This window comes from Shouchella sp. JSM 1781072 (assembly GCF_041949915.1).
In the GTDB taxonomy this organism is placed as follows: Bacteria; Bacillota; Bacilli; order Bacillales; family Bacillaceae_D; genus Shouchella.
The window spans coordinates 244,885-265,332 of record NZ_JBHFQE010000003.1 but is presented as its reverse complement, the minus strand read 5'-3'; the positions used below and the strand labels follow the sequence as shown (position 1 = coordinate 265,332).

General features: G+C 40.5%; 26 protein-coding genes. 21 read left to right on the top strand and 5 right to left on the bottom strand.

From position 1 onward, the window contains the following. Positions 1–188: 188 nt before the first annotated feature. Positions 189–1,229: a choloylglycine hydrolase family protein gene (locus ACE1TH_RS15205; RefSeq protein WP_255223980.1), complete on the bottom strand. Its 1,041-nt coding sequence runs from the start codon at positions 1,227–1,229 to the stop codon at positions 189–191. A gap of 145 nt (positions 1,230–1,374) precedes the next feature. On the opposite strand from ACE1TH_RS15205, the gene solA reads away from it, so the two are divergent. The 3 genes from solA (at position 1,375) to ACE1TH_RS15190 (ending at position 4,093) form a co-directional block, all read left to right on the top strand. Next, positions 1,375–2,517 carry an N-methyl-L-tryptophan oxidase gene (solA, locus tag ACE1TH_RS15200; protein ID WP_375079410.1) on the top strand — a complete coding sequence of 381 codons (1,143 nt, stop codon included), beginning with the start codon at positions 1,375–1,377 and terminating at the stop codon, positions 2,515–2,517. Positions 2,518–2,573: 56 nt separating this feature from the next. Continuing rightward, entirely contained in the window at positions 2,574–3,557 is a 984-nt protein-coding gene (locus tag ACE1TH_RS15195; protein WP_099303948.1) for an aldo/keto reductase, read from the top strand. A gap of 113 nt (positions 3,558–3,670) precedes the next feature. Further along, on the top strand, positions 3,671–4,093 hold the full coding sequence (locus tag ACE1TH_RS15190) for a YhjD family protein (RefSeq protein ID WP_099303946.1): 423 nt from the start codon (positions 3,671–3,673) through the stop codon (positions 4,091–4,093). Positions 4,094–4,144: 51 nt separating this feature from the next. Here ACE1TH_RS15190 and ACE1TH_RS15185 read toward each other — a convergent pair whose 3' ends face one another. Beyond that, entirely contained in the window at positions 4,145–4,375 is a 231-nt protein-coding gene (locus tag ACE1TH_RS15185; RefSeq protein WP_255223978.1) for a hypothetical protein, read from the bottom strand. Positions 4,376–4,582: 207 nt separating this feature from the next. Between ACE1TH_RS15185 and amaP the strand changes: the two genes are divergently transcribed. The 6 genes from amaP to ACE1TH_RS15155 all read left to right on the top strand — a co-directional run bounded on the left by amaP (position 4,583) and on the right by ACE1TH_RS15155 (position 8,119). Continuing rightward, the gene (gene amaP, locus ACE1TH_RS15180; protein ID WP_099303942.1) at positions 4,583–5,128 is read left to right on the top strand and encodes an alkaline shock response membrane anchor protein AmaP; all 546 of its coding nucleotides are present in this window, start codon (positions 4,583–4,585) and stop codon (positions 5,126–5,128) included. Positions 5,129–5,139: 11 nt separating this feature from the next. After that, complete coding sequence (locus tag ACE1TH_RS15175; RefSeq protein WP_099303940.1) at positions 5,140–5,349, top strand: DUF2273 domain-containing protein; 210 nt, start codon at positions 5,140–5,142, stop codon at positions 5,347–5,349. Positions 5,350–5,375: 26 nt separating this feature from the next. After that, the gene (locus ACE1TH_RS15170) at positions 5,376–5,843 is read left to right on the top strand and encodes an Asp23/Gls24 family envelope stress response protein (RefSeq protein ID WP_255223976.1); all 468 of its coding nucleotides are present in this window, start codon (positions 5,376–5,378) and stop codon (positions 5,841–5,843) included. A gap of 120 nt (positions 5,844–5,963) precedes the next feature. Further along, positions 5,964–6,566 (top strand): TetR/AcrR family transcriptional regulator, encoded by a 603-nt coding sequence (locus ACE1TH_RS15165; protein WP_255223975.1) that lies wholly within the window; start codon positions 5,964–5,966, stop codon positions 6,564–6,566. Positions 6,567–6,627: 61 nt separating this feature from the next. Next, positions 6,628–7,884, top strand: coding sequence for an MFS transporter (locus tag ACE1TH_RS15160; protein WP_375079409.1), 1,257 nt, complete (start codon positions 6,628–6,630; stop codon positions 7,882–7,884). Between the two features lie 40 nt (positions 7,885–7,924). Beyond that, positions 7,925–8,119: a hypothetical protein gene (locus tag ACE1TH_RS15155; protein ID WP_375079408.1), complete on the top strand. Its 195-nt coding sequence runs from the start codon at positions 7,925–7,927 to the stop codon at positions 8,117–8,119. Between the two features lie 25 nt (positions 8,120–8,144). Here the strand turns inward: ACE1TH_RS15155 and ACE1TH_RS15150 are convergent, their stop codons facing one another. Continuing rightward, positions 8,145–8,648, bottom strand: coding sequence for a GNAT family N-acetyltransferase (locus ACE1TH_RS15150; RefSeq protein ID WP_375079407.1), 504 nt, complete (start codon positions 8,646–8,648; stop codon positions 8,145–8,147). A gap of 213 nt (positions 8,649–8,861) precedes the next feature. Between ACE1TH_RS15150 and ACE1TH_RS15145 the strand changes: the two genes are divergently transcribed. The 6 genes from ACE1TH_RS15145 to ACE1TH_RS15120 all read left to right on the top strand — a co-directional run bounded on the left by ACE1TH_RS15145 (position 8,862) and on the right by ACE1TH_RS15120 (position 14,204). Beyond that, positions 8,862–9,974 (top strand): CAP domain-containing protein, encoded by a 1,113-nt coding sequence (locus tag ACE1TH_RS15145; protein ID WP_375079406.1) that lies wholly within the window; start codon positions 8,862–8,864, stop codon positions 9,972–9,974. A gap of 186 nt (positions 9,975–10,160) precedes the next feature. Beyond that, positions 10,161–11,135 (top strand): HD-GYP domain-containing protein, encoded by a 975-nt coding sequence (locus ACE1TH_RS15140; RefSeq protein WP_375079405.1) that lies wholly within the window; start codon positions 10,161–10,163, stop codon positions 11,133–11,135. Between the two features lie 451 nt (positions 11,136–11,586). Further along, complete coding sequence (locus ACE1TH_RS15135) at positions 11,587–11,961, top strand: GntR family transcriptional regulator (RefSeq protein ID WP_099303930.1); 375 nt, start codon at positions 11,587–11,589, stop codon at positions 11,959–11,961. After that, a complete protein-coding gene (locus ACE1TH_RS15130; protein ID WP_375079404.1) occupies positions 11,958–12,827 on the top strand; it encodes an ATP-binding cassette domain-containing protein in 870 nt (289 codons plus the stop codon). The genes ACE1TH_RS15135 and ACE1TH_RS15130 overlap by 4 nt, the downstream gene beginning before the upstream one ends. Continuing rightward, a complete protein-coding gene (locus ACE1TH_RS15125) occupies positions 12,824–13,504 on the top strand; it encodes a hypothetical protein (protein ID WP_375079403.1) in 681 nt (226 codons plus the stop codon). Before ACE1TH_RS15130 ends, ACE1TH_RS15125 begins: the two co-directional genes overlap by 4 nt. 22 nt (positions 13,505–13,526) lie before the next feature. Further along, positions 13,527–14,204 carry a hypothetical protein gene (locus tag ACE1TH_RS15120; protein WP_375079402.1) on the top strand — a complete coding sequence of 226 codons (678 nt, stop codon included), beginning with the start codon at positions 13,527–13,529 and terminating at the stop codon, positions 14,202–14,204. Positions 14,205–14,249: 45 nt separating this feature from the next. On the opposite strand, the gene ACE1TH_RS15115 is transcribed toward ACE1TH_RS15120, so the two are convergent. Next, positions 14,250–14,771: a type 1 glutamine amidotransferase domain-containing protein gene (locus tag ACE1TH_RS15115; RefSeq protein WP_255223965.1), complete on the bottom strand. Its 522-nt coding sequence runs from the start codon at positions 14,769–14,771 to the stop codon at positions 14,250–14,252. Between the two features lie 87 nt (positions 14,772–14,858). Here ACE1TH_RS15115 and ACE1TH_RS15110 point away from each other — a divergent pair, with 87 nt between their 5' ends. From ACE1TH_RS15110 to ACE1TH_RS15100, 3 genes are all read left to right on the top strand, one after another. Beyond that, on the top strand, positions 14,859–15,668 hold the full coding sequence (locus ACE1TH_RS15110) for an SDR family NAD(P)-dependent oxidoreductase (RefSeq protein WP_375079401.1): 810 nt from the start codon (positions 14,859–14,861) through the stop codon (positions 15,666–15,668). A 154-nt stretch (positions 15,669–15,822) separates the two neighbouring features. Then, positions 15,823–16,719, top strand: coding sequence for a sulfurtransferase (locus tag ACE1TH_RS15105; RefSeq protein ID WP_099303920.1), 897 nt, complete (start codon positions 15,823–15,825; stop codon positions 16,717–16,719). A gap of 144 nt (positions 16,720–16,863) precedes the next feature. Continuing rightward, on the top strand, positions 16,864–17,298 hold the full coding sequence (locus ACE1TH_RS15100; RefSeq protein WP_375079400.1) for a hypothetical protein: 435 nt from the start codon (positions 16,864–16,866) through the stop codon (positions 17,296–17,298). Positions 17,299–17,756: 458 nt separating this feature from the next. Here ACE1TH_RS15100 and ACE1TH_RS15095 read toward each other — a convergent pair whose 3' ends face one another. Further along, positions 17,757–18,044 (bottom strand): hypothetical protein, encoded by a 288-nt coding sequence (locus ACE1TH_RS15095; RefSeq protein ID WP_375079399.1) that lies wholly within the window; start codon positions 18,042–18,044, stop codon positions 17,757–17,759. 91 nt (positions 18,045–18,135) lie between these two features. On the opposite strand from ACE1TH_RS15095, the gene ACE1TH_RS15090 reads away from it, so the two are divergent. The 3 genes from ACE1TH_RS15090 to ACE1TH_RS15080 all read left to right on the top strand — a co-directional run bounded on the left by ACE1TH_RS15090 (position 18,136) and on the right by ACE1TH_RS15080 (position 20,420). Further along, on the top strand, positions 18,136–18,633 hold the full coding sequence (locus tag ACE1TH_RS15090) for a GNAT family N-acetyltransferase (protein ID WP_375079398.1): 498 nt from the start codon (positions 18,136–18,138) through the stop codon (positions 18,631–18,633). A 13-nt stretch (positions 18,634–18,646) separates the two neighbouring features. After that, on the top strand, positions 18,647–18,853 hold the full coding sequence (locus tag ACE1TH_RS15085; RefSeq protein WP_375079397.1) for a hypothetical protein: 207 nt from the start codon (positions 18,647–18,649) through the stop codon (positions 18,851–18,853). 352 nt (positions 18,854–19,205) lie between these two features. After that, positions 19,206–20,420 (top strand): MFS transporter, encoded by a 1,215-nt coding sequence (locus tag ACE1TH_RS15080; protein WP_375079396.1) that lies wholly within the window; start codon positions 19,206–19,208, stop codon positions 20,418–20,420. Positions 20,421–20,448: the final 28 nt, after the last annotated feature.

Sequence of the window (20,448 nt, the reverse complement as noted above, 5' to 3'; positions counted from 1 at the left end):
AAACGTTAATGCAAAATACCCGATGAAGCTGTGTCGATAAGGAGGAGGGAGAGCATGTGAACACGGTGTTTATCTTCTTCTCGATAACAGGTTTCATGCAAATTCAATCCCTTAATTAAACGTTTGATTAACGGTGATATAAATTAAAATTGTTCGAAAAATAAATGAATAAGCCGGCAATAGCCGACTTATTCATCGTATTCATCTTTATGTTTTTCTTCCTCCCGCTCTCTGGGATTCTGATAATGAATGGATTGTTTGATGTTCACTGGAAATGTTATTTTCTCTTGCCCAGATAAATCTTCATGAAAAAGATTGACGGCGTTTATTCGGTTGTTCGTATAAGTATAATAATAATAGTAACCCGTCTCAGCACACATCGCACTAGTGTATAAGGTGTAAGAAGCATCACCATCCTCAATATCTGCTCCTTTAGCGACACTGCAATAATCGAGAGTTCGAATGCAGTTGAGTAAGCCATCTGCTTCTGTCTCGGCTTCTTCAATATGATTACGGAGGAAGGCAGCTCGAACAAATCGAGAGGGAGACGTGTAATCGCCGGGAATGCCGAAATTACCGCTTAATAATTCAGGTGACTGCACGAGGGGGTAGTCTCCCCAGACAACTTCTTGACTCGGTTGAATGGATGAGAGTGTGGCATATTGGTTTAAATTAATGAGGTGCCAGCGAAAATCAGGGCTGTTGGCGAAAGCACCGACTTTGTTATCGTATACCTTCACACCGTCTTTCGTACTCTCAATGACAATGGTCTTCTTGGCGCTGTCCGTAAAAGTCCAGTGGATTGGAGGAGGACCGTCTGTTAGTTCTAAATCCCGTTCCATTAAATTTAAATCGCCAAGATAACGAACGATTTCATCAGTGGATTGGAATTGTGTAAGTGCAAATAAGATGAAGTCAAGAGCAGCAAGGTTAATCTTATCTCTGCGTCGTTGCGTTTCAAATTGAGCAAATCCTTCTAAGTAATGGGTTACGCCCATCAACCCTTTTTCGTTAAATCCATCAAAAAGGCCGAACTGGTCATCCGCTCGTACCCCCATTCCTACAACCGCATACCGACTTGTAATAGTCCGGTTATCTTGTTTATTAAGCCACCTATACTTTCTCGGTAAGACCGTTACTTCATAAGGTACAGGCAACTCATAGAAATCAAAATTTCTTGCTAAAAAATGATGGTCGTCTTTTGTGTTTATCGTTACCGATGTACACATCCGTCATTTCCCCCCTCTATTTAGAACAAATCCATACAGTATATGGCTGAGGGAGAAGAGTATGCGTTTGACGTGATCCTCTTTCGCTCTTCATCTAATTATCGTATACTAGTACGAAAATTCATGCAATGAAGGTGGAGAGCAGATGCAGTATGATGTTTTGGTTGTTGGTGCCGGCTCAATGGGGATGGCGGCAGGCTATTTTTTGGCGAAGAGTGGCAAACGAGTGTTGTTACTTGATTCGTCTCATCCACCTCATCAAAGGGGAAGTCACCATGGAGAGACACGAATCATTCGTCATGCCTACGCAGAAGGATCGCTCTATGTTCCATTTGTGCTGAGAGCGCAAGAATTGTGGACGTCACTTGAAAGAGAGAGCGGAAAATCGTTGTTTTTAAAAACAGGTGTATTAAGTGTGGGGAAAGAAGAAAGTAAGTTGGTTCAAGGAACGTTGAAAAGTGCCGAGGCGTATCAACTTCCATTAGAAGTTTTAAATGCAAACGATATTCATCATCGGTACCCAGGTGTCAACGTACAGCCAGGCTATGTTGGTTGTTTTGAACCAAACTCGGGTGTGTTGAGGTGCGAGGAGAGTATTGATGCGTACCGTACGTTAGCGGAATCATACGGAGCCACCATAATCGGAGATACGAGCGTTCAAGATGTAGAGATACACAAAGATTCTGTGACTGTTTTTACAAAAACAGATACCTATAATGCCCATTCGCTCGTCGTTACCTCAGGAGCATGGGCGCAGGAAATGTTAGCGAAGCTTGATTTGACGGTTCCTCTGACTCCTCTTCGGAAGACTTTTGCATGGTACGATGCCGATGAACGACACTACGGTTCAGAACAATTTCCAGCTTTTGCGTTTGAAACAGAGAATGGTTTGTACTATGGCTTCCCTAGTATTGACGGCGCTGGTTTAAAAGTCGGACGTCACGATGGAGGCGTGCCCGTAAACCCTAATCATGATTTGCAGCCTTTTGGGGCAAGGAAAGAGGATGAAGAGGATTTACATACATTTTTACGCCATTCCTTGCCTAAAGTAGGGAATCTGACATATGGAAAGACATGCCTTTATACCATGACACCAGATGATCGCTTTATTATTGATCGGCATCCGCGGCATGAACATGTTGCAATCGCGGCGGGCTTTTCTGGTCACGGGTTTAAATTTAGTAGTGCGGTGGGTCAAGCATTAAGTCAGCTAATTATTTCTGGAAACACTGACATCGACTTGTCAGCATTTTCTTGCCGGCGTTTTAATCTAAACGAGTACTATTAATTTGCGTTGGAGTTTAGTCTAGAGGGTAAACTAGGAGGAAAAGGAGGCTTATCGTAATGGACTATGTTAAATTCGGCAACACAGGAATGGACGTTTCGCGACTTTGTTTAGGTGCGATGGGTTTCGGGGACCCGAATAATTGGATTCATAAATGGATCTTAAATGAAGAGAAAAGTCGCCCGGTTATTAAAAAGGCTCTTGATCTTGGCATTAATTTCTTTGACACGGCGAACATTTATTCAATGGGTGAAAGTGAGCGAGTTTTAGGAAAAGCGCTAAATGACTACGCAAACCGAGATGACATTGTTGTGGCAACAAAAGTGTTTATGCCGATGCGACCTGACAGACCGAACAGTGGGGGACTTTCTCGGAAAGAAATTTTAACGGAAATTGACCATAGTTTAGAACGGCTAGGAATGGATTATGTTGACTTATACATTACTCATCGCTGGGACTACGACACGCCTATTGAAGAGACGATGGAAGCCTTGCATGATGTGGTGAAAGCAGGAAAGGCGCGGCATATTGGGGCGAGCGCCATGTTTACATGGCAATTTCAAAAGGCGCAGCACATAGCAAAGGAAAATGGATGGACGCCATTTGTATCGATGCAAAACCACTATAATATGATCTATCGGGAAGAAGAGCGAGAAATGATGCCATATTGCAGTGATCAACAAATTGCGGTCACGCCCTATAGCCCACTAGCAGCAGGTCGTTTAACGCGGGATCCGTCTGAATCCACCCCACGCTCTGAAACTGACCAAACACAAAAATCAAAGTATGACCCCATGCAGGATGTGGATCGAGGAATTATAGAGCGTGTAGGAGAAATTGCCGATCAACATGGGGTTTCACGTGATAAAGTGGCACTGGCTTGGTTGCTGAACAAGGATCCAGTCGTGGCTCCCATCATAGGTGCTCAAAAAGAAAAACATTTGGAAAGCGCAGTAGGGGCGTTGGATGTCAAGCTCACATCTCAAGAAATGCACTATCTAGAAGAACGTTACGTCCCGCATCCAGTTGTAGGTGCAAGATAAACAGGATTATGAAAAAGTCTGGCAATAAATCAATTGTTGTCAGCTTTTCTTTTTACTTGAATACCGAACGTATATTCGTATATAATAAACGAGAAAGAAAGGTGGCGAGCGAAATGAATACACGAGTAGATCAAGAGCTAGACTTTGCTCACTTGCTTACCGTAAAAACAGAGCCTATACTCATTTTCCGTACATATATTTTTATCGCGCTTGCTAAAAAAATTCTGATTTCAGAGCAACAATCGTTTTTAAAACGAAACATCCAAGTGACTTTTCCTGAAGCTTACGTGAAAGTGATTCAGCAAGCACTCATTTTTTTGGAGAGGGATTTGCTTCAGACTCAAGCTGTAATGGCGAAGCGAAACATGCGAGTGAATTTACGTCCAAAGATCAAAGCAGATCGAACGTACACGTATGCGTGCTGGTTAAACGGAAAAATTCTTTATACAGGAGGGGCTTCTAATCGACTTAAGACAGAAGTCATGCGCTACGTCCAATTTTATTTGAATGGCGGGAAAGGGGCAGGTGCACAATAAAAAAGCTTATCGATCAGTTCGATAAGCTGGAAAAGAATAGTCTGTTTCTTTTTAGAAATGTTCCATTGGTCTTTTATGTAATAAGGCTTCTTCAAGCGTATAGTATAGGCAATCACGCTTAATATCTTCAATATATGTATAAATAAATTCACGTTCATAGCCGAATTCGTATAGCACTTCCTCTAAATTAATACCCTCTCGCAAAACCGTTTCCAGCCTCATATTTGTACCATATAACTTTGTCTCACCAGAATTCATTTTTAGCTCATACACATTACGCAAAAAATCACTCCTTGAAAAGTTTGTGTATAGCTCCTTTGTACCCGATTTTTAAGAAGATTAACCTAGTTTCTGAATTTCCTAAAAAAGAAAAGTGACCTAGTTATAAAGTTGCAGAAAAGAGGGTTTAGCTTTTTGCAGTGGGGGTAAAAAAATAGCGAGTCTAATCTTGCAAGATAGATGTCAAGTTTTTTTGAAGGAGGTGAGAGAATGAATGGCGTTCTGCGATTTTTTATGGCACTGTTTGCTTTATTAACACTTGTTGTTTCTGTAGGATTCATTCTGCAAATAACAAATGTGTACAATGTGTTTGACGAGATCCTTGCCCTTGGTGAACCGTACTTTTGGGTCTTGATCGGTGTCTTCGCCTTTCTGATTTTGCTATCCTTGATTTTGTTTTTTGCTAGTTTCAGAAGAAGTGAAAGTGAAATTCATTCCTATCACGTCTCTACTGAGGTAGGGGAAATTGGAATTTCAAAGCAGTCAATTGAATCAACTGCATTAAAAAGCGCACGGTCCCTTGATGGGATGCGTTCGTTAGAAATCCATTCAAGGATCTCTAGAGATTCCAATCAAGTAGCATTGGAAATTACGTATACGCCTTTTGGGCCAAACCCTGTCCAACAAAACGCAAAAAAATTACAGGACCGGGTAAAGCAAGATCTTGAATCATGGTTAGAAGTAGCTGTTTCTGAAGTGAAAGTATTTGTGAAACAGAATCAACCGAATCAAAATAAGCGGCAACGTGTTATTTAAGGAGGGTGCGCATGAATCCAGAAACTGTAAAGCGTTATCGCGGACGGATTGTAGGTCTTCTGATTGCAGCGGTGTTCAGTGTTCTCTTTTTTACGATTGGCTTTTGGTACACCGTTGCCGTTGGACTATTCATTACAATTGGTTTCTTAGTTGGTAAATGGGCTGATGGAGATTTAAATGCCTCTGGCTATCTAGATGCTCTATTTAGTAAAAGACAATAAATTACACGAATTAGGAGATGATGAAAATGAATAACGTAAAATCAACGACAAAAACAGATGAAACGTACATGAAAGAAAAAAGAGAGCAAGAAGAAAAGAATCAAAATCGCGACAAATTAACATATGACACAGAAGTCATAAAAAAAATTACGGCCATTGCGACGATGAAAGCAGAAGGAATTTTAGGAATGAGTGGTTCATTCTTCTCAAGTATTAAAGAAACGTTTGGCGGCGACGAAGATATTACAAAAGGCATTAGTGCCGATGTTGGTGAAAAACAAGCGGCAATTGATTTAGAAGTTTACGTAGAATACGGAAAAGAAATCCCATCCATCTATCAGTCGATTAAAAGAGAAGTAGCAGAAAATATTAAAACAATGACAGGGTTAGAGCTAGTTGAGTTTAATATGAATGTTGCGGATGTCTTCACGAGAGAAGAATTTAACGATGGAAATGGAACAAAAAATCGCACGAACAGTGATCGTGTTGAATAATCGTTTAACAGGCTGCCTTGTTTGGCAGTCTTTTTTTGTTTACATAAAATAAAAAATCCTTTATACTTCTTTTAACAATTGATTAATCAATCATTCATTCATTAAGAAGGAGAGATTAGCATGCCTTTATCAGAAGCGCAGCGAGAGAACATGAAAAAAAAGCGCACCCTGATTCTCGATGTAGCGACAGAATTATTTGCGACACTTGGCTATGAAGGCACAACCATCAAAAAAGTATCTGAGTCTGCTGAAATTAGTTTTGGTAGTGTATTTACTTACTTTAAAGATAAAGAAGCTTTGTTTTATGCCGTCGTTGTTGAACCAATAGAGGCATTCAAAAACGATGTATTGTCATTTAATGCGGAATCAGAAGAACCGCTAAGTGAATTGAAAACAATGATTGATCGGCATTTGACGATTTACGCTAATTTACAAAATTATTTAATGATTGTTGTGCAAATTATTGGGCAGCACAACAAATATCCAGAAGCATTCGCTGAATTGGATGCCTTTCACGATCAATTTCGAGAAAAGGTTAAACGATTAGTAGAAAACGGTCAGAACAAGCAGGTACTGATAGACCAGGATACGATGACTGTAGCGACAATGTATACGAGTTTGCTAACAGGCATACGTATAAACTCAGTCGATTCAAGGTACAGTGCTTTCTGGGAATCTTTTAACAAAACGACAATGCAATTATTTGGACCTATAAACCAATAGGTCCAAAAAAATAATTTAATAATGATTGATTAATCAATCATTAAAAGGAGATCATGATAAGATGTCTTTTCGATCTTTTTCACGTACGATTCAGATTCGTTTAGGGTTGATGTCTCTTTCGAAGCTAACAACTATGATGGTTATACCTTACCTCATTATTTATTTTTCTGCGGAGCTTGGGGTGGTACGGAGTGGTCTGATGTTTATTGGCGTCATGCTTTCTAGCGTTGCTGGATCGGTGATTGGCGGAGGTCGTTCTGATAAAGTTGGGCGAAAGAAGCTCATTCTTCTCTTCGAAGCAGGGACGGTTTTGGCATACATTGGAGCTGCATTTGCCAATGGTCCGTGGGGGGATTCTGCGCTGATTACTTTTTTCTTTTTTATACTTGCTCAATTTTGTATGGGAGCCGTTAACCCAATTTATCAGGCGCTTATTCTGGATTGTAGCCACCCAAAGGAGCGTAAGGATATTTATACATATTCATATTGGTTGGGAAATTTAGGCGTAGCAATTGGGAGTGTAATCGGTGCTTTTTTCTTTTTCGAGTACTTATTTTTCCTGTTGCTCACTGTAGCCTGCGCAAGTTTAGTAACGATTCTTGTCACTTATTTCTTTATAGCAGAAACGTATACGCCTAAACAACAAGTGCTTTTAAGTTTGGCGAAAGAGAGACGTCCAATGATGTTTCTTTTAAGTCAACGGGTGTTTCTCGTATTTAGCTCTGCTAGTTTACTTTTGGTAGCAATGGAAGAACAATTAACTACGTATATAGGTGTTCGATTATCGACGGAGATACAAGCTGGTGAAGCGATTCTTTCTTTCTTCTCTCAAGAAGCAGGAGGCGTTGAAATGCTTGGATTACTGAAAGTTGAAAACACCGTCCTTGTTCTTTTTCTGACGCTTGGCATCGCGACACTGACAAGGAAATGGCCTCCTCGTGTGACGCTTATAGGAGGTGTGTTGCTTTTTTTCAGTGGCTACGTAGTACTTAGTATTAGTACGACACCTATTATTCTTATAGGTGCAATGTTTATCGCATCCGTAGGAGAAGTACTTCACATCCCTGTAAAACAAGCAATGCTTGCAACACTTATTCCAGATGAGAAGCGAAGTACGTATATGGGCTGGTATCATGTGGCGTTGTTACTTGGTGTGAGTAGCGCCGGTATTGTGATGATTGTCAGTCACTGGTTGTCCCCGTTCATAATGACAGTTATATTTAGTGTAATGGGTTTCGTAAGTATAGGGTTGTTTTCGCAAGTCTTTCACGAAAATAAAGAGAGAGAACGTCATGTGGAGTTAAAAGAACAGGTTTAGTTTCTCTCCTAATGGGAATGGTAGTAAAAACTCGAGAGGGATGAAGCAAGTGAAGCATGCATATAAGGTGATTGGAACGCTACTCTTTTGTGTGATCATGGCTTATCTATTTTCTCTATTTGCGGCACGAACAGGTAGTTTGTTGATGTTAATGATCTTATCTCTATCTGGTGTGGCGGTTGGATGCTTCGTATTGTTACAGCTTATAAAGGACCATATTGATACTGAAGCTTAGGGGCATCCGTCAAGGAAGCTCTTTTTTATATCTTTTTTCCGTAGATCACATACGTCGTTGCGCTGTTCTGAGGAATGAAAGAATCACTTATTAACGTCCAACCCTCATGCTCATAAAGCATGCGAGCGGGCATATTTTCCTGTTGTGTCGTTAAGAGGGCTGTTTGATTAGGTGCTTTATTTAGGAGTTGATGGAGTAATGTGGTGGCGATGCCTCTTTGTCTATAAGTAGGGTGAACAAGCAATTCAACGACTTCAAAACAGTTAGACAGCCATTCAAGGTAGGTTGCATGATCCATGTGGTTGGCTAGTAAATCATGATAGTATTGTCCTTTTTGAGAAGTATAGCCATAAATAAAGCCAATCATTTGCTCATTGATCATCATTGCGGACGAGTGAAAATGCGGATAAGTGGCATGTTTTTGAAATCGTGCCAAGCATTCCTCCTGATCTTCTTGCCATACATCGGTATAAAGCGTTGCTGCTTGAGCTAGTTGTTCCTTCGTTAAAGTAGAAAGTCGTTGCATCATTTGCTCCTTTCTTTTTGTCTCAGGTTAGAAGTAGTGTACCATAGCAAACACGATTTCCTCACACATTGTTCTATTATTTTCCTTTTGATTGCGCAAGACCCTCTCTTTTATAATAGAGAGACAAGAGATGTCTGACGTTAGATTTAGTTTGAAGTTGTTCTAGATTGGCTATCTTGATTAATAGAATAGAATGACTGGTATATAAGGGCGTGAATGATGAAACGATTACTTGCAATTCTTGTTGTCGTAATCTTTGCATATAGTACAAGAGAGTTTTGGGTGGAGCCAACGAGAAACGCCGTTGCTTCATCGGTAGAATCTGTTCAGACATGGAGCGAGGAGACAACTTTTGATTTGTCTTTTGAGTTTTTCGATGACTTCTTGCGAGCAGTTTTACCAATGGAAGATATGGAGATAAGTGAGGCAGAAGAAGCTGTTCCTGTTGAAGCGGTGGAACTTGACCAACCTAAAGAACAAATTTTTTCAATCCATAATATTGAGTTAGGTGATCGCCGAGAAGATGTTGAGCAAGAAGCTGGTGAGCCAGAACGAGTGTCTATGAATGAGTATGGACAAGAGTGGCACGCATACCATACAGATTACCAAAATTTTATCATGGTGTTTTTTGATGATGAAGATGTGGTTAGAGGACTCTATACGAATCAAGATTTGATTTCCTCCGACATTGGCATTGGCTATGGAACAGACCAGAGCGAGGTTCGTGATGCGTTTGAGGAGCCGATTGACGTTCTTCGTAAAGGGGCGTTTTCTTATAAATTAAATGAAGAAGAAGCTTATGATATGTTTGAATTAGACGATAGCTATGTGACGGTCTTTTATGATGAGCATCAAGACCTCATGGTGACGGGTATGCAGATCGTTGACCATGGAGTGGAGCAGAGCAAACGCTCGCTTTACACAGAGCCAACGGATGACATGCGTGATGGTTTTGAATACCAGCTATTTGACTTAACGAATGCTGAGCGTGTTGCGCATGACTTGCCTATTCTCGAATGGCATGAAGATGTCCGTTATACAGCGAGAGATCATAGCGCGGATATGGCTGAAAACCAATACTTTAGTCATACGAATTTAGAGGGGCAATCGCCTTATGACCGAATGAGCGAAGATGGGATTCGCTTTAGAAGCGCGGGAGAAAACTTAGCAATGGGTCAGTTTAGTAGTATTTATGCCCATGAAGGGTTAATGAATTCTAAGGGACATCGAGATGTGATTCTTAGGGAAGAGTTTCGCCATTTAGGAGTAGGCGTTGATTTTGGTGAAAATGGAGAACCTTTCTTTACTGAAAAATATGTAAGGCGTTGAAGTAACTAAAAAGCGGCTATGGCAGGATGAACCCTGTTGTAGGCGCTTTTTTTTGTTCTCTTATCAGTTTATTTTTAAAAAGTTGAAAGGATCGGTTCGTTTAGATAGTCAATCGGGAGGTTTTAGTTTATTATGGAAACATAAAGAGGCTTTAATCCTAGTTATTTAGAAGTGGAGGATAGGGATGTGAGAATCACCAATATAAAAAGTGATCATGTAATCCCAGGAATGGTGTTAGGCGATGTGGTGCATTCACAAAATGGGCATTTTCTTCTAAGAAAGGGAACGGTATTAAACCATCGGCTCATTATGCGGTTAAAAAATTTTGGTATCTACCAGCTTCCGATTGATGATAAGCTACAAGAAGAAGAACGAGAAAAAGTAGAGACGATTATGCCTGTCGTTATTCAATCGTTTAATTGGCTTTTAGTGGATCTTGAAAATGAAAAAAAAGCCGTGTTGGCTTCTATTCAGCAACTAGTTGAGTTCACGGCCATCAATTCGTGGCTTCATAAATTAAAGACTGAAGATAATCATTTATTCGAACATTCCATTAAGGTAAGCGTATTATCGGCTTATGTAGGAAAAAAATTAAAATATGATGAGCAGAAGTTAACGACTTTGATTCTAGCTGCGTTGCTACATGGCATAGAGGATGGAAGGCGGGGGCTGGATTGGGCTGATTTTGCCCCATATCGAGAAGCTGAATGGTTACGAGAAGTGCGTTTCATTACGAAAAGCGTCGCGAAGGAACAAGCGTATCGTTTGCCGGAGATCCATTTATCGCAAAGTCATCTTCAAGAAGCGGGCCAGATTATTGCAATTGCTAACCAGTATGATGAGTTATTGCATCAAAGTCGATCACACGTTAAACGACGTCCGATCGAAGCAATTGAGTACATTTTTGGAATTACCATGAAATATGACTGGCATATTATGATTGTCTTCCTGCACTCCATTGCGCTTTATCCAGTTGGTAGTCATGTCCGTTTATCAAATAAGCAGACAGGTGTTGTGACAGCACAAAATATAGGGATTCCTCATCGACCTTTTGTGCGAACGCTTCCAACGCATCAAGTAGGGTACGGGAGTGAGTCAGAAATCATTAATTTAGTTAAGGAGCCAACGTTATTTATTCATGATATTCTCAATTTGCCTTAAAGAATTGCAGGAAAAGTTGAGGCTAAACTTGAAGAGGTTTGAACGACATTTGAGATTTGTCACAACGTTATTGAAAGGCGTGATTGCATCAGCTTCATCGAACCCAGTGCCCGTAAACGACTAAAGCGATACAATAAGATTGTCATTCCGACTCTTATTATAGGATTGCTCATTATTTTTATTACTCCACCACAATGGAACTTTGTGGCTTTGCTATTACTTATGGCAAGTCATGGGTGTGTCTATTATTTAGAAAGAAAAGACCAAAAGCAAGAAGAATCAAAACAAGGCGACTGAAGCCTTGTTTTTTTAAATGAAAACAGACAAAGGTCAATTCAAAAAATACCCTTTTGACTAATTTTAATTTTATTCAGTTTATTTCGTTGACAATCTTGTTTATCCGTTATATGGTTAGTTACATAAGTAATGAACCGTGGAGGTTATGCAATTTATGGTGTTCTCATTTTCCAGTGATCAACCGATTTTCAGACAGATTACGGTTCGGATTGCCAATGACATCGTCAATGGAGAATTAAAAGAAGGCGATCAAGTGCCTTCAACAAATGAATTTGCGAAACTTTTGCAAATTAACCCTGCAACCGCAGCAAAGGGCATTAATTTATTAGTTGATCAAGAAATTTTATATAAAAAACGTGGAATTGGCATGTTCGTTTCGGAGGGAGCAAGGGCGAAACTCATTAAAGAACGTCAAGTTTCGTTTAGAGAAACGTATATTGCCCCCATGTTAAAGGAAGCCAATCAAATCGAATTAAGTGATGAACAAATTAAGCAGTTAATTGATGAGGAGAGGGGTAAACGAAAGTGAATATTACACTAAAACAAGTCTCGAAAGAAATCAAAGGTCAGCCTGTGTTAAATAACATCGATTTAACAATTGATGAGGTAGGTATTTATGCAGTGCTTGGACCGAATGGTGCAGGGAAAACGACGATGATGCACATTCTTGCTGGGTTATCGAATTGGGATCGTGGCATGGTTGAGATTGATGGCAAGAATCCATTTGATCATAGCGAAACGTTAAATAAGATTAGCTTCATTCAAGAAAGTGATAATTTTAAGCCGACGTTAAGAGTAAAAGATGTCCTTCAGCATGTAAAAGCATTTTATCCTCAATTAAACGAAGAGTTATTAACTCGCTTAGTGTCGGAGTATCGCTTACCGTTAAACAAACGTTTGAATGAACTTTCAAAGGGGATGAATTCCGCTTTAAATATGAGTATTGGTCTAGCTAGTAGAGCTCCATTAACGATTTTTGATGAACCATACATTGGCATGGATGCAACAGCGAGAAAGAAACTGTACAAAGAAATTATTGAGGACTATGTTGAGCACCCGCGCGTCATTCTGTTCTCGACTCATTTTATTGAAGAAACGGAAGCGATCTTCGAACATACCATCATTGTGAATGACGGGAAAATCCTGCTGCAAGAACCAGTAGAAGATCTAGCAGAACGAGCGTTACGTATAAGCGGACCGAAAGACGCTCTGGCTAATTTAGATCTGACTGGGCAACACGTGCTAGCAAGAGAATCGCTCTTATCAGAAGCGACAGTAGCTGTTTTATGTAATAAAGGGGACGTGCCAGTCATTCCAAGCGGTTGCAGCGTTCAGCCTTTATCCCTACAAGAGTTTTTTATCGACTATACATCAAAGGAGCCGTTGCCTCAATGAGTAAAGTTTTTGAAATAAAAAGATTAATTTTATCAGATATGTTAAAAGCATTTACGATGTTTTGGCTTACCTTAACTGGCTTTTTGTTCATTGGTTATGTAATCGCATCATTTATGGGGACGTCGATTGTTTTGCTTGTCTGGCCCATTTTTCTTGTGTGGTTGTGCGCGAATAGTTTTCTGATAACGAAAAATAATCTAAACTATGCGCTTAAACTGGGAGCGACACGCACACAATTTTTTGCGGGAAGTGTATTGATTTTACTAATTGCGGTTCTCGTTGGCCAGCTGATCCATCGCGTGTATTTGTTTGTCCTACCAAATGTAGCAGCAGCTTTATCGATTGAGAATGTCACGCTCATTGGATTTCAAGAAGTTTTGCCAGAACTGTCTACATTATATGCCTTTGGTTATGATCTAACATTTGCATTCTTTTTATTAGGAATTTTTTATCTTATTGGTGTGATTCGTTATCAATATGGCATTGTGCCTGTTTACGTTCTCGCTGGTTCTCTCGGCTTACTCTTTCTGCTACCGATGACGAGAGATGGGGTGACAAGTTGGCTACGGATGCTTTATCAGGGCGAGGCGCTTGGGACGTTTTTCTTATTAGCAATCATTGGTGTGGTCGCTTGCCTAGCTAGTCAACCTGTGTTGAGGAAAATGACCTTACGATGATGAAGAGATGGAGGATCAATAAATGAAAATAGGTTCTATTTTTCAATCAATGTTTCCAGAGTTGGCAAAACTGTTTACGATCTTCTGGCTCATTCTTACGGGAATTCTCATGAGTGGCTATGTCATTACAACGTTGACTTCTACGCAAGTGTTCTTATTTGTTTGGCCAATCTTTCTTTTTTGGATAGGGTCAGTTAGTTTTAACATCATCAAACATGACTTTCATTACGCACTAAAATTAGGGGCAACACGAAAACAGTTTATGCTTGCTAGTATGCTGCTTGTGTTGGTTTTTATTGGGATGGGTGCTGTCGTTCATCACAGTTTAATCCAGCTTTTGCCTTGGGTTGCTTCAATCGTTGGTATGGAGCAGGTTCTCTTACTCGGGTTTGCAGAATTCTTGCCAGCCTTGTCATTATCATTTGTACTCGTGTACGAACTGATCGCGGTTCTTTTTGTTGCTATTCTTCTATTCTTTATTGCTAGTGTCCGACAGTGCTTCGGAACAAAAGCCGTTTATTTCTTCTTAGCTGGAGTGGGCGTTCTCTTTCTTATTCCATTTGTTCAAGAAGCAATGATCACTTATGTCACAACCTTGCATCAAGGTGAAGCATTATTCACGATTTATTGGTTTATTCTGCCGATAATGGGCTTACTCGCAGCAAGTCATTCCCTTTTAAAACGAACGAGCCTCAGGTAAAAAAAGACCGCTAAGTCCATTCGACTTGGCGGTCTAGTTTCGTCACTATGCTCTTTCAAGAACGTTTAAACATTCTCGGTTAAAAGCAGGTAAATCATCAGGTGTACGGCTTGTTACTAAGTTGTTTTGACAAACCACGACTTCTTGATCAACAAAACGCGCACCTGCGTTGACGAGATCTGGCACGATAGGTTTCACACCCGTTACAGTTCGTCCAACTAACGCATCCGCATTAATAAGAAGCTGTGGTCCATGGCAGATAGCCATAATAGGCTTGCCTTTATCGGCAAAGTCTTTTGTAAAGGCGACAAATCGATCATCCCCGCGCAGTTTATCTGGAGAGAAGCCTCCTGGTAAAAGCAGGGCATCAAACGACTCAGGCGTTACATCATCAATGCCTTTATCAATGGTTACAGTTGCTTGTTCTTTTTTTCCTGTTACACGATTACCGGCTTTTTTCTCGATGGTAACGAGTGTATGGCCGGCTTCTTCAAGTTTTTCTTTCGGATTTGTGTATTCAATGTCTTCGAATAAATCGGTGATTAAAACGGCAATACGCTTGCCCATGGTGAAACATCCTTTCAAATTAGTGTTCTTACGTAAATTTCCCGATTTTTATATGAGTAAACATATAAGGGGAGGAGCAGGAGATGTGTGAATCAACAAGAATTAAAGAACAGTAAAGGAGGGGTGAAATTGATTGAGCTCAACTATGTAGGGAAGACGGTTGTGATCGTTGGTGGAGGTTCTGGAATTGGAGAGGCGCTGGCTCGAAGGTTTAGTGAGGCAGGCGCGCGCGTCGTCCTTGCGGGGAGGACATTGGAAAAGTTAAAAGGTGTATCGCATTCAATTTCTGAAAAAGGAGGGGAAGCCCATGCTTATCAAGTGGATATACGCTCGAGTCATGCAGTGAAAACCTTTTTTGAAACAATTGTAGCTCAATTTGGCCGGATCGATGTTGCTTGTAACAGCGCTGGAACTGTTGCGGACTTGGTGAAGCTAACAGATGTAACGGAGGAAGATTTTGATCAAGTGGTTGACACCAATTTAAAAGGAACTTGGCTGTGCATGAAATACGAATTACTACATATGAAAAAAGAAGGCTCCGGCGTTATTTTAAATGTCTCCTCGATTAATGGCATTGGAGGAACGCCGCGTATCTCTATTTATGCCGCTTCAAAAGCAGCTATCAATCATTTAACGAAAACCGCCGCGCTTGAACATGCACACGATCAAATTAGGATTAATGCTTTATGCCCCGGTCCTGTTGAGGCGCCACTATTGGAAGAAGTCTTTCGTCAAACCGGCTTAGCAAAGAAAGATTATCAGGCTGTGATTCCACAAGGTAGAATCGCTTCCACTCAAGAGATTGCAAATACAGCTTTATGGATTTGTTCTGACTACAGTTCGTATATGACTGGGCAAATCATTTCTGTAGATGGAGGAATAACTGCACGAAGCTAATTAAGGTTTTGTTCCGGAACTCCAACGTTCAGTAGGGGAATCTTGGAATGAAAGGAAACAATAAAATGAGAACATGCAAATCGTTTTCCTTTTTTATTCCCGTTTAAAATGATAGGATTAATATAGTTTCGAAACATTAAGGAGGATGTCCATCATGACAACGATTTCACCTTTAGTATCCACTGAGTGGCTTGCTGAGCATTTAAACGATAAAGAGATTCGCCTATTAGATGCCACAACGTTTTTAAAATTGCCTGATGGTGATGGTTTATATTCGATTAATAGTGGATTTGACGCCTATAAAGAAGAACATATTCCTGGAGCTGTTCATGCCGATGTCTTGCATGAATTAGCTGATCCTGATGATAAAAAAGCTTTTACTTTACCGAGTAGAGAGCGCTTTGTTGAAAAAATTCAACAGCTAGGCGTAGATGACCAAACCCATGTCGTCATTTATGATCGAATTGCGGAAGTAGGATCTACCAATTCTGCTTCAGATTGGGCATCCCGCGTATGGTGGCAGCTTCGTTATGAAGGATTTGACAACATCTCCATTCTAGAAGGTGGCTTTCGGAAGTGGAAAGCAGAAGGAAGACCGACGAAAAGTGGCGAAGAGTCGTACCCTCAAGGAACGTTTACGAAAACACGTCGACCAGAATTAGTAGCAACAAAAGAAGATGTACTTGCTGCTACAAAAGATACAGACACGATTTTACTGAACTGCTTATCTCCTGAAGTATTTAGTGGGGAAAAGAACACGTATGGTCGTCCAGGTCATATTCCAAGTAGCGAAAATGTTTATTTTGCTACTCTCTCAGATGACGAAACGTTAAAAGTGAAAGATGAAGAAACATTGCGCAGTATATTTGAACCAACTGGTGCGTTTGATTCTTCTAAGCGTGTTGTTGCTTATTGCGGTGGCGGTATTGCAGCAACGTGGAATGCATTTATTCTCTACCTTTTAGGTAGAAAAGACGTTGCCGTGTATGATGGCTCGATGACAGAATGGGTTCAGGATGAACAAGCTCCACTAGCAACGTCAAACGAATAGAGCTTCTAGACAAATTCCTATGGGAACGGGTGAACCTCTGTTCCTATAGGGATTTTTGCTTATCATAAAACATTTTGTATGTTGTTCTTAATTATCTGATAGGTTTTTATAAACAGTATGAAGGTAAAACAGGGAGAAAGAAGAATGTCTAATGAGGTGACGAAGATGATTAATAAAATGGAAGTAGAAGATTTTTTTAAATTATATGAGAAACAGCTAAATGAAGTATTGGCGGGAGAAAAATCGGTAACCCAGTTTGCGGACTTTTATGCTGCTGCGTTCATTGGAACCGATTCAGCTCAAATGAAAGTAGCAAAAAACGATCAGACGTTAGTTGATATGATACATGCAAACTTTGACTATTATCGCTCAATTGGGGCTAAGAAGATGATTGCAACGGCTGTTTCGGTTCAGGAGTTAGACGACTATCATGCCCTAGCTAAAGTGGAGTGGGAAGGTGTATACATGAAAGCAGAGCAAGGAAGCCATGTCTCATTTGCCGTTCAGTATCTTGTGAAACAGCAAGAAGCGAATCTCGTTATCTTTGGCTCGATAACAGGTGATGAAACCTCCACATAAAAGGAACGTGGCATGATGGAGTAAAAAAAGAGAAATATAAATCGGCTAGACAAACCAAAAGGCGCGCTATCGAAACGATGTCAGCCTTTGAACCTTGTCACTCATTCACTGATTTTGCTGGGTTTCCTGGTTGGGAAGCCTTTCATATCGGTGAGGGAGCAAGGAAACATTAAGGATGAAGATGCAAGCATGTAGGGGTCATTACGCTTCTTGCTGTAAAATTAATTGAAGGTCGCTTATATGTGTGATGTGAGCATGTGGTAAAGAGGACAAGACGGGTGATTGTGTTTGGTTTTTAACGTTTCAAGATAATCAATTTCACGCTGGAATAATTGCAGTTCTTCGTTTTCTAGCATAAAAACACTCCTGTAGCACTTTGATGATACTACCTTACCCTTTTTTCATTCTTTTTAAAACGAAAAAACGAAATAGAAAAAGAGAGTCGCATCAGGACCCTCCTAGAGATTAAGGAAATATTCGATGAATGCAGTGGCAACGGGAATAAAGAAAAAAAGAGCGACTAATCCAAGCGTAGATAAAACTAATGCAGCTCCGCTCGGTCGTTTAAGTTGAAACACAGTTGATACGATCGTTAAAATTGAAAAGAAGATTAGTAAAGTCAGCCAAATGCTTTGGGAAGGGACTGCATACATATTGCTAGGGTTGTAAAGTGCCGTTAAGCCAATGACAAGAGCCATTATCAAAACGATACTATGAAGAACAAGTGTGGTAAGACGAAACGCCATGGGTATACCTCCAATAAACTAGTCTATTTATTGTAAGCGAGGAAAGATAATTTTTCAATTTCATATGTTTTGGGAAAGGAGCGGTGCTTGAGTGGAGATTCGACCTATAGAATTAAAAGACGCAGAACACTATTTATTATTGAATAAGAGAATCGATGAATCTGGTTTTATGTTACATGAGCCCGGTGAAAAACAACTAACTGTCACGCAACAGCAAGCGTTTATTGAGCGAGTAATACAAACGAAAAGTACTGCATTGTTTGTGGCAGATGATGGTGAGGATTTGGTTGGTTTTATTTTAGCAATTGGTGGCACAGTAAGGCGAAATCGTCATTCTGCGTACATTGTTGTGGGCATAGATGAAGCATATCGAGGGCAGGGGTTAGCGACGAAGCTTTTTGAAGAGATTTTTGTTTGGGCAAGAGATATGAAAATCAGCCGACTTGAATTAACCGTGATAAAGGAAAACAAGAAAGCATATGACTTATATCGGCAACTTGGGTTTTCGGTAGAAGGTGAAAAAATTCATTCGCTCATGGTGGATGGGCGTCCAATTAATGAATACTACATGTACAAATTTGTAGAGTAGTAGGGGGGCTTGTATGATTCCAATTGTTTATGATCAAGTGAATGGATTTGGAAAAGACGATCAATTTTTCCTCGACTTATTAGAGACTTTATCTGTGCGGACGATTGCAGACTTAGGGTGTGGAACTGGGCGATTAACCGCTCATTTTATTGAAAAAGGCTACCACTATTTTTCATGCTGTAAAATAATCTCTTTACTTTATTTTGAAATTTTTCTATAATGGGAAAACAATAAAAGCGACGAAGAGAAGAGTACGTGCACTTAAGCATAGCAGAGAACTCCTGATGGTGGGAATGGAGGATGTAATTGCGCACGGAAACAAGCCTCTGAGCTGTACAAAGGATCTTTCCAAGGAAAGTGATGGTGTACCGGGTTCTCCCGTTACCGAGATAGGGTATAACTACATCTAAAAAGTTGTGGCGTACTTGAAAAGGTTGTTGTAGCGATACAGCGACAAACTGGGGTGGCACCGCGAAACTTCTAACAATCCGAAGTCTCGCCCCCAAGGTTAAGAACCTTGGGAGGTGAGACTTTTTTTCGTTGTTCAAAAAATCGGTTAGGAGTGGTGCTACATGAATTGGAAAGCCCCTTTGCTTTTACTTGTTGGTGTTGGAATTTCAAATATTGGTGCGTGGGTTTACCTCCTCGCCTTGAATTTAACGGTGTTTTCAATGACAGGATCGCCTTTCGCCGTGTCGGTTTTATATATGCTCATTCCGATATCAACGCTCGTTACCGACGTCTGGGTGGGGTCATTCATTGATCGGTTAAACAAACGAACGCTGATGATAACGTTAGATATCGTGCGAGCGTGCCTGATCTTCTGTTTACCATTTTTGGATTCATTGTTTTTCATTTATGCCCTTGTCTTGTTGATTAATATGGGCAGCTCGATCTTTGAATCAACCTCAATCGTCTATATGACGAAATTGGTACCGAAAGAAAACCGGCAGCGCTTCAACGCATTGCGTAATTTCATTCAGTCCAGTGGGTTTATTCTCGGACCATCAATTGCGGGTGTTCTCTTTATCGTCAGTTCACCAAATATGGCGATTTTCGTAAATGCTTTGGCCTTACTGTTATCGGCATTTGTCATTATGTTGCTGCCAAATCTTGATCTTAAAGACGAAGAAGCTGTTTACGAAAGAGTGACGTTTGCGGTTGTGAAAAAAGATTGGAAACTGGTTGTTACGTTCGGGCGCAAAAATGCCCATGTAACATGGGTGTATCTGTTATTTGGTGGCTTTGTCGTCTTTCTAGCAGGAATTGACTCGATTGAAGCGGCATTTGCAAGAAAAGTGCTGCTTTTCTCAGAAAGCACGTATGGGTTTCTAGTCGGAATTGCTGGCTTTGGAATGGTCGCAAGCTCACTCTTGAACGCTTGGTTTGCGAAAGTGCTAAAAATCAATTTGTTAATCGGTGTTGGCGCAATCATTACGCCGATCGGCTACTTGGTTTTCGCCTTCTCTCAGTCATTTCTAACTGCTTCCATTGGCGTATTCATCATGACATTTGCGATTACGTTTGCCCATGTCGGCTTCCTTACGTTTTATCAAAATCATATTCCTGTTGCGATCATGGGTCGATTTACGAATTTGGTTGGAATGGTTGAAGCAGGACTGACGATCGTCATGGTTGCGTTGATTGGTGTTTTTGCCGATTGGATTGCGATTCGTCCCGTGTATATGTTTAGTTCAGCGGTGTTCCTGCTGCTGGGAATTTATATTTTCAAGGTTGTGATGAACAAGGAGAAAAAAGTTTTTTATCGCGATCCAATGCCTGAATGATGTAAAAAGAGGGACGGCCAGCGTGCTG

What these genes read in the sequence shown, in the direction of transcription:
- ACE1TH_RS15205 (WP_255223980.1), bottom strand. Translation starts at nt 1,229, where the DNA reads ATGTGTACATCGGTAACGATAAACACAAAAGACGACCATCATTTTTTA.
- solA (WP_375079410.1), top strand. Translation starts at nt 1,375, where the DNA reads ATGCAGTATGATGTTTTGGTTGTTGGTGCCGGCTCAATGGGGATGGCG.
- ACE1TH_RS15195 (WP_099303948.1), top strand. Translation starts at nt 2,574, where the DNA reads ATGGACTATGTTAAATTCGGCAACACAGGAATGGACGTTTCGCGACTT.
- ACE1TH_RS15190 (WP_099303946.1), top strand. Translation starts at nt 3,671, where the DNA reads ATGAATACACGAGTAGATCAAGAGCTAGACTTTGCTCACTTGCTTACC.
- amaP (WP_099303942.1), top strand. Translation starts at nt 4,583, where the DNA reads ATGAATGGCGTTCTGCGATTTTTTATGGCACTGTTTGCTTTATTAACA.
- ACE1TH_RS15175 (WP_099303940.1), top strand. Translation starts at nt 5,140, where the DNA reads ATGAATCCAGAAACTGTAAAGCGTTATCGCGGACGGATTGTAGGTCTT.
- ACE1TH_RS15170 (WP_255223976.1), top strand. Translation starts at nt 5,376, where the DNA reads ATGAATAACGTAAAATCAACGACAAAAACAGATGAAACGTACATGAAA.
- ACE1TH_RS15165 (WP_255223975.1), top strand. Translation starts at nt 5,964, where the DNA reads ATGCCTTTATCAGAAGCGCAGCGAGAGAACATGAAAAAAAAGCGCACC.
- ACE1TH_RS15160 (WP_375079409.1), top strand. Translation starts at nt 6,628, where the DNA reads ATGTCTTTTCGATCTTTTTCACGTACGATTCAGATTCGTTTAGGGTTG.
- ACE1TH_RS15155 (WP_375079408.1), top strand. Translation starts at nt 7,925, where the DNA reads ATGAAGCAAGTGAAGCATGCATATAAGGTGATTGGAACGCTACTCTTT.
- ACE1TH_RS15150 (WP_375079407.1), bottom strand. Translation starts at nt 8,648, where the DNA reads ATGATGCAACGACTTTCTACTTTAACGAAGGAACAACTAGCTCAAGCA.
- ACE1TH_RS15145 (WP_375079406.1), top strand. Translation starts at nt 8,862, where the DNA reads ATGATGAAACGATTACTTGCAATTCTTGTTGTCGTAATCTTTGCATAT.
- ACE1TH_RS15135 (WP_099303930.1), top strand. Translation starts at nt 11,587, where the DNA reads ATGGTGTTCTCATTTTCCAGTGATCAACCGATTTTCAGACAGATTACG.
- ACE1TH_RS15125 (WP_375079403.1), top strand. Translation starts at nt 12,824, where the DNA reads ATGAGTAAAGTTTTTGAAATAAAAAGATTAATTTTATCAGATATGTTA.
- ACE1TH_RS15120 (WP_375079402.1), top strand. Translation starts at nt 13,527, where the DNA reads ATGAAAATAGGTTCTATTTTTCAATCAATGTTTCCAGAGTTGGCAAAA.
- ACE1TH_RS15115 (WP_255223965.1), bottom strand. Translation starts at nt 14,771, where the DNA reads ATGGGCAAGCGTATTGCCGTTTTAATCACCGATTTATTCGAAGACATT.
- ACE1TH_RS15105 (WP_099303920.1), top strand. Translation starts at nt 15,823, where the DNA reads ATGACAACGATTTCACCTTTAGTATCCACTGAGTGGCTTGCTGAGCAT.
- ACE1TH_RS15100 (WP_375079400.1), top strand. Translation starts at nt 16,864, where the DNA reads ATGTCTAATGAGGTGACGAAGATGATTAATAAAATGGAAGTAGAAGAT.
- ACE1TH_RS15095 (WP_375079399.1), bottom strand. Translation starts at nt 18,044, where the DNA reads ATGGCGTTTCGTCTTACCACACTTGTTCTTCATAGTATCGTTTTGATA.
- ACE1TH_RS15085 (WP_375079397.1), top strand. Translation starts at nt 18,647, where the DNA reads ATGATTCCAATTGTTTATGATCAAGTGAATGGATTTGGAAAAGACGAT.
- ACE1TH_RS15080 (WP_375079396.1), top strand. Translation starts at nt 19,206, where the DNA reads ATGAATTGGAAAGCCCCTTTGCTTTTACTTGTTGGTGTTGGAATTTCA.